Below are 4,480 nucleotides of genomic sequence, written 5' to 3' on the forward strand. Positions count from 1 at the left end.
TCGGCCGCACAACTGCCCCTTTAGTTGAACAAAAAGTAATTACCTGATTATGTGGTTGCTCTCGTTGTATTTTTAAAAATTAATTATTCACTAAAGTTTATGTTATTGTCTAGACACCATTCAATCGCAATTTGTTTAATTCGTTCCTCACGATAAGAATACCATTTGTCCTCAATTTCAAAATCAATGATTTTGTCCTTAAACCTCCTAAAAGCACCCTTACCCTTAATCACATTTAATAATATATCTTGTTTTCTTTGATCACTAACAGTTAGGCAAAAGTCTTCCAACATCTCATATTCATTTAGTTCATATTTTGTTGGGAGTTCCTTGTAATTCTCGAAGTTTTCCACTACATCATTAGCAACTTTTCTATCTTCTTGTTCCCAATCTGGTAAATGATCGAATGGTTCTTCATCTTCAGCAGCTCTTAAGTCATCTGAGGTTACTACAATAATTTCGCCAGTTTTAATACTCAGAAATGTCCGAGACTCTTCAAACTGTATCTCCATTTCTTCAATAATAGCTTGAAGCTTTACTTGAATATTCATTATTTTTGGATCATCCTCTATATTTTTTTACTAATGCACCCGTTAGTCAAAATTTTAAGATTAGTTTCCATCAATTGGAATGGTTGTTACTGCATCACTTTGAACAATTACCACACTCTTCAGGTCTCTTGAAACTTCTTTATTAACCTCAATAACAAATGTTCTTGGTGTTGCATCAGAAGTACAATTACCATCTGGTTGCGATAAAGGCACTGTGATAGCTTTGTTGTCTGAGTTTAGTTCAATATTTTTCATCTTATAGGGGCAACTTCCAGACTCCTGAACTCCAATGAAATTAACATCTTTCTCGTTAAAGTCTACATTTGGTGTCTTATTTTTAAATCCATATATGTTCCATGTTTCTTCAAACTCAGATTGATTAACGACTTTTATTACTAAATACTGAAAATAAGGTGTTGTGTCCCTTTTAAACGCCACCTCATCAAAATCCGTAGGCAAAGATTTTTCACTTGCTATCAAACCAAAGTTAATTTGATTATCTTCTACGTTGTTACTGCAACCGAATACGAATAATAGTGTCAAAAATACAGCAAGAGCAAGAAATGGTTTAATAAACGACATCTTATCCCTCCTTCATTACCATTATTTTACCACGACCTCCATATCCCTTGTTAAACAAACCTACTTCGATAGTTGAAAACCTTACGTTTCCATTTCTACAATCAAGGCACCTCCAATACAAAAAGGAGGAGTTTTTTTGTTATTATCAATAAATTGAAATTTATGAATATCAGTCTTCTTCAACTCTACCACTGCATTAGTTCAACAAGATTAAAGCAGTATTGTCAAACGTATCTGTAATATAATGAAAAATTTATGAATCTGGCGAAAAACTCTTTTCAATTTCAGTTTTAATTGGTATTATTCCTATTATAACAGTAGGAATAGTAGGTGTTTCCGAAAATGTCTTTGTATGAAAAATTACCAAATGATTTTTTGATTCAATTTTATTATGAAGTGAAGAAAATGATTTCAAAAGGATTAGTTTCTAAAAATATGTACTATGAATTAGGACTAATAATTGCAGCTGCATCAAGAAGAGGGATACTATTGGATAAGCCAAAGGATTTTGAACAACACATTGTCCACGAATTATTAATGGAATTAAGTAACTAGAATTCCGCCATGATTGAATAAATAGTTCATCGTAAAGGTCCTCCATTAAACAAACAAAAAAGTGACTGATAAAAATTTTATTAAAAGTCAAGAAAATAATTATGAAAACCTATAATTAAACGATTTATTATAATGTCACACATTATATAGGGTAAAAGGAAAGGATAGATGAACAGGAGAGGAGTGTACCTGTATACATCTATCCTTTTGTGCAACATATGACCTCATTTACTACTACAACATCAAAATATTTACCACAACAATTTTTACATATGCTTCTTCAACTAAAGCCCCCGTTAGTTCAACAAGACTATTATAGAGATCCCTTTGCTTTTTTAGCTTTTTCTAACCAATAGTTAGCCTTCTCTATATCTTTAGCTACACCAATGCCAAGCTCATATTTCTTACCAACATTAAACATGCCACTTGAATCTCCACTTTTAGCCGCCTTCAAATTCCAGTCAAATGCTTTTGTTAAATCTTTTTCTACACCAATTCCATTTCCATAAAGATAAGCTAAGTTGACCATAGCTGATGTATTTCCATTATTAGCACTATTAACATACCATTTTAAACTTTCTACGGAATCAACCTCTACTCCTATTCCTTCTTGAAAATAGTACGCTAACATCCCTTGTGCTTCTGCATCTTCTTTTTGTGCCAACTCGTGTAACTCTTCCATTGTAAGTTTGCTATAATCCTTTTCAAAATCTAATAAAAGATATAAACCAACTACGCAAATCAATGTTACAAAAATAAAGATAAGATTCCTGATTTTCATAAATACTCTACTCTCCTTCTATTCTTTTACTAAGCACCCCTTTATTGTACATATAATTCCGAATGTTTCAAACAATACCAATAATATTAAGATGAACCCAGACATTCTCTTTTAAAGTATTCTGCCCTTTAGCTTAAGTTTCACAATCTTCTCTATTTTATCTAACTTATTCCACAATGTGGCCCAAACCAAAAAGAAAAAAGCACATTTCTTGCTGCAGAATTGCGCCTGATTGCAAAACAAGCATAAAATTATTTCGGAAGATTAAGTTGCCATGAAACACCGAACCGATCATTTAGCCAGCCAAACTTCGTACTAAAACCATAGTCACCTAACGGCATAAGTGCTTACCCATCTATAATGAATTTCTTATAAAGATTGGTAAGCACCTCTTCAGTATCATAAGTAACAAAAATTGAGTATGAAGGAGTAAAGGAAAACTGATGTTTCACAGAAGAGAATGTCTGGCGTGCATGTGAGCATTTAATCATAGGTTTCCACACAAAAAGGATCAATAGATGATTTAGCCAATTCTTTCAAAACGGAAGAAAATTCCTTGTTGTTTGGTCTTCTGTCGCTGCCCCTTATGGAAGTAATAAGATTTTACCCGTACTTTTTCGGCTTTCTAGATATCGATGAGCTTCTTGTCCATCTCTTAACGCAAAAGTTGTCGGCTCCGATACTTTTACTTTTCCTTCTTCTATCCATCTAAACAGCTCTTTTGATCGTGTCACTCTTTCTTCCTTAGAAGTGAGAACATTCCAAAGATCTCCCCCCGTTAGAGTTTTTGAGGTATCCATCAACATACGGGGATCAACTGAAGCCGGATCTCCACCTGCCATCCCATAAAATACAACTGTACCACCGATGCGCGTAACAGCAAAACTGTCCATGAGTGTAGAGCCTATTGATTCATAAACAACATCCACCCCTTTGCCGTTAGTTTCTTCCAGAACTTTCTGCTTCCAGTCATTCTTGTACTGGAGTACCAAATCCGCTCCCACTTTTTTTGCAACTTCAACTTTTTCCGTGGAAGATGTTAAGCCTATTACCTTACCACCAAGAAGCTTTACAATTTGAACAAGAAGCTGCCCGACACCTCCGGCTGCTGCGTGTACTAAGACAACATCATTATTTTTTACAGCATAACTTTCCCTTGTAAGATAATGTGCAGTTAGCCCTTGAAGGAGTATGGATGCAGCCTCCTTAAATGAAACTGATCCTGGCAGAGGTATCAATTTTTCATATGGAACAGCTACTAGCTCTGCATTGGCAAATGGAACATCAGCAAATGCAATATGGTCTCCTGAGCTTATGCCTTGCACTTCTGCTCCTACTTTTTCTACAATTCCGGCACCTTCATAACCTAAAATATATGGAGGCCCCCCGGCAAGATGATAATTTCCTTTCCTTCTATAAATGTCTGCAAAGTTTAGACCGATTGCTTTCATTCTTAAAAGAATTTCATCCGGACCGATGACAGGATCCATTACTTCGCAATATTCCAGGACTTCCGGATCTCCAAATGTATTAAAAACAAGTGCTTTCATATATATACCTCATCTCTAGGGTTAATTAATAAATGCAATACTAACGTGGGACAATACAATTAAAGCTATATTGATATCACTATCCCGTTTCGTTTTTTTCTTTCAAAAGTTTTATTTCTAAATAGTGAGCCAGTTCAATTTTAAAATCACTTTCTTTTAATGAAACATTACTTGTATCAATTTCTATACGGTATCCAATTGCCAATCTTAATAAGTCTGTTACCAGAAAAAATAGAAAAGCAATAATAAATACAAGAAGAATGGAATGAAAAACCAATCTTGAAATCCTTACCTTCCCAGCCTTTGGGAAATTAAGCATATATCCCCAAAATAATCATAACCTGTTACATTTCTACTTTGTTCTGCTTTCCTCCCATAACTTTTTGTTATTTCTTCACTATTAAAATCATCATTTAATAAAAGTCCTTCAATGCTTTCCTTACTTAAATCTGTTGTTTTCG

At 34.2% G+C, this 4,480-nt stretch carries 6 protein-coding genes and 1 pseudogene; 1 reads left to right on the forward strand and 6 read right to left on the reverse strand.

Features of this window, described 5'->3' with window-relative positions:
* Nucleotides 1–83: 83 nt before the first annotated feature.
* Both V7127_RS25420 and V7127_RS25425 read right to left on the reverse strand, forming a co-directional pair.
* Nucleotides 84–551, reverse strand: coding sequence for a UPF0158 family protein (locus tag V7127_RS25420; RefSeq protein WP_335490958.1), 468 nt, complete (start codon nt 549–551; stop codon nt 84–86).
* A gap of 60 nt (nt 552–611) precedes the next feature.
* Nucleotides 612–1,133 carry a hypothetical protein gene (locus V7127_RS25425; protein WP_335490961.1) on the reverse strand — a complete coding sequence of 174 codons (522 nt, stop codon included), beginning with the start codon at nt 1,131–1,133 and terminating at the stop codon, nt 612–614.
* 330 nt (nt 1,134–1,463) lie between these two features.
* Here V7127_RS25425 and V7127_RS25430 point away from each other — a divergent pair, with 330 nt between their 5' ends.
* Nucleotides 1,464–1,688 (forward strand): hypothetical protein, encoded by a 225-nt coding sequence (locus tag V7127_RS25430; protein WP_335490964.1) that lies wholly within the window; start codon nt 1,464–1,466, stop codon nt 1,686–1,688.
* A 313-nt stretch (nt 1,689–2,001) separates the two neighbouring features.
* On the opposite strand, the gene V7127_RS25435 is transcribed toward V7127_RS25430, so the two are convergent.
* The 4 genes and pseudogenes from V7127_RS25435 to V7127_RS25455 form a co-directional block, all read right to left on the reverse strand.
* Nucleotides 2,002–2,469, reverse strand: coding sequence for a tetratricopeptide repeat protein (locus tag V7127_RS25435; protein ID WP_335346833.1), 468 nt, complete (start codon nt 2,467–2,469; stop codon nt 2,002–2,004).
* A gap of 251 nt (nt 2,470–2,720) precedes the next feature.
* Nucleotides 2,721–2,927: pseudogene (locus V7127_RS25440) on the reverse strand (VOC family protein); the annotation flags it as partial.
* Nucleotides 2,928–3,053: 126 nt separating this feature from the next.
* Nucleotides 3,054–4,019, reverse strand: coding sequence for a quinone oxidoreductase family protein (locus V7127_RS25450; protein WP_335490967.1), 966 nt, complete (start codon nt 4,017–4,019; stop codon nt 3,054–3,056).
* Nucleotides 4,020–4,098: 79 nt separating this feature from the next.
* Nucleotides 4,099–4,296 carry a hypothetical protein gene (locus V7127_RS25455; RefSeq protein WP_335490970.1) on the reverse strand — a complete coding sequence of 66 codons (198 nt, stop codon included), beginning with the start codon at nt 4,294–4,296 and terminating at the stop codon, nt 4,099–4,101.
* Nucleotides 4,297–4,480: the final 184 nt, after the last annotated feature.

Source organism: Bacillus sp. JJ1773, from assembly GCF_036962035.1.
In the GTDB taxonomy this organism is placed as follows: domain Bacteria; phylum Bacillota; class Bacilli; order Bacillales; family Cytobacillaceae; genus Cytobacillus.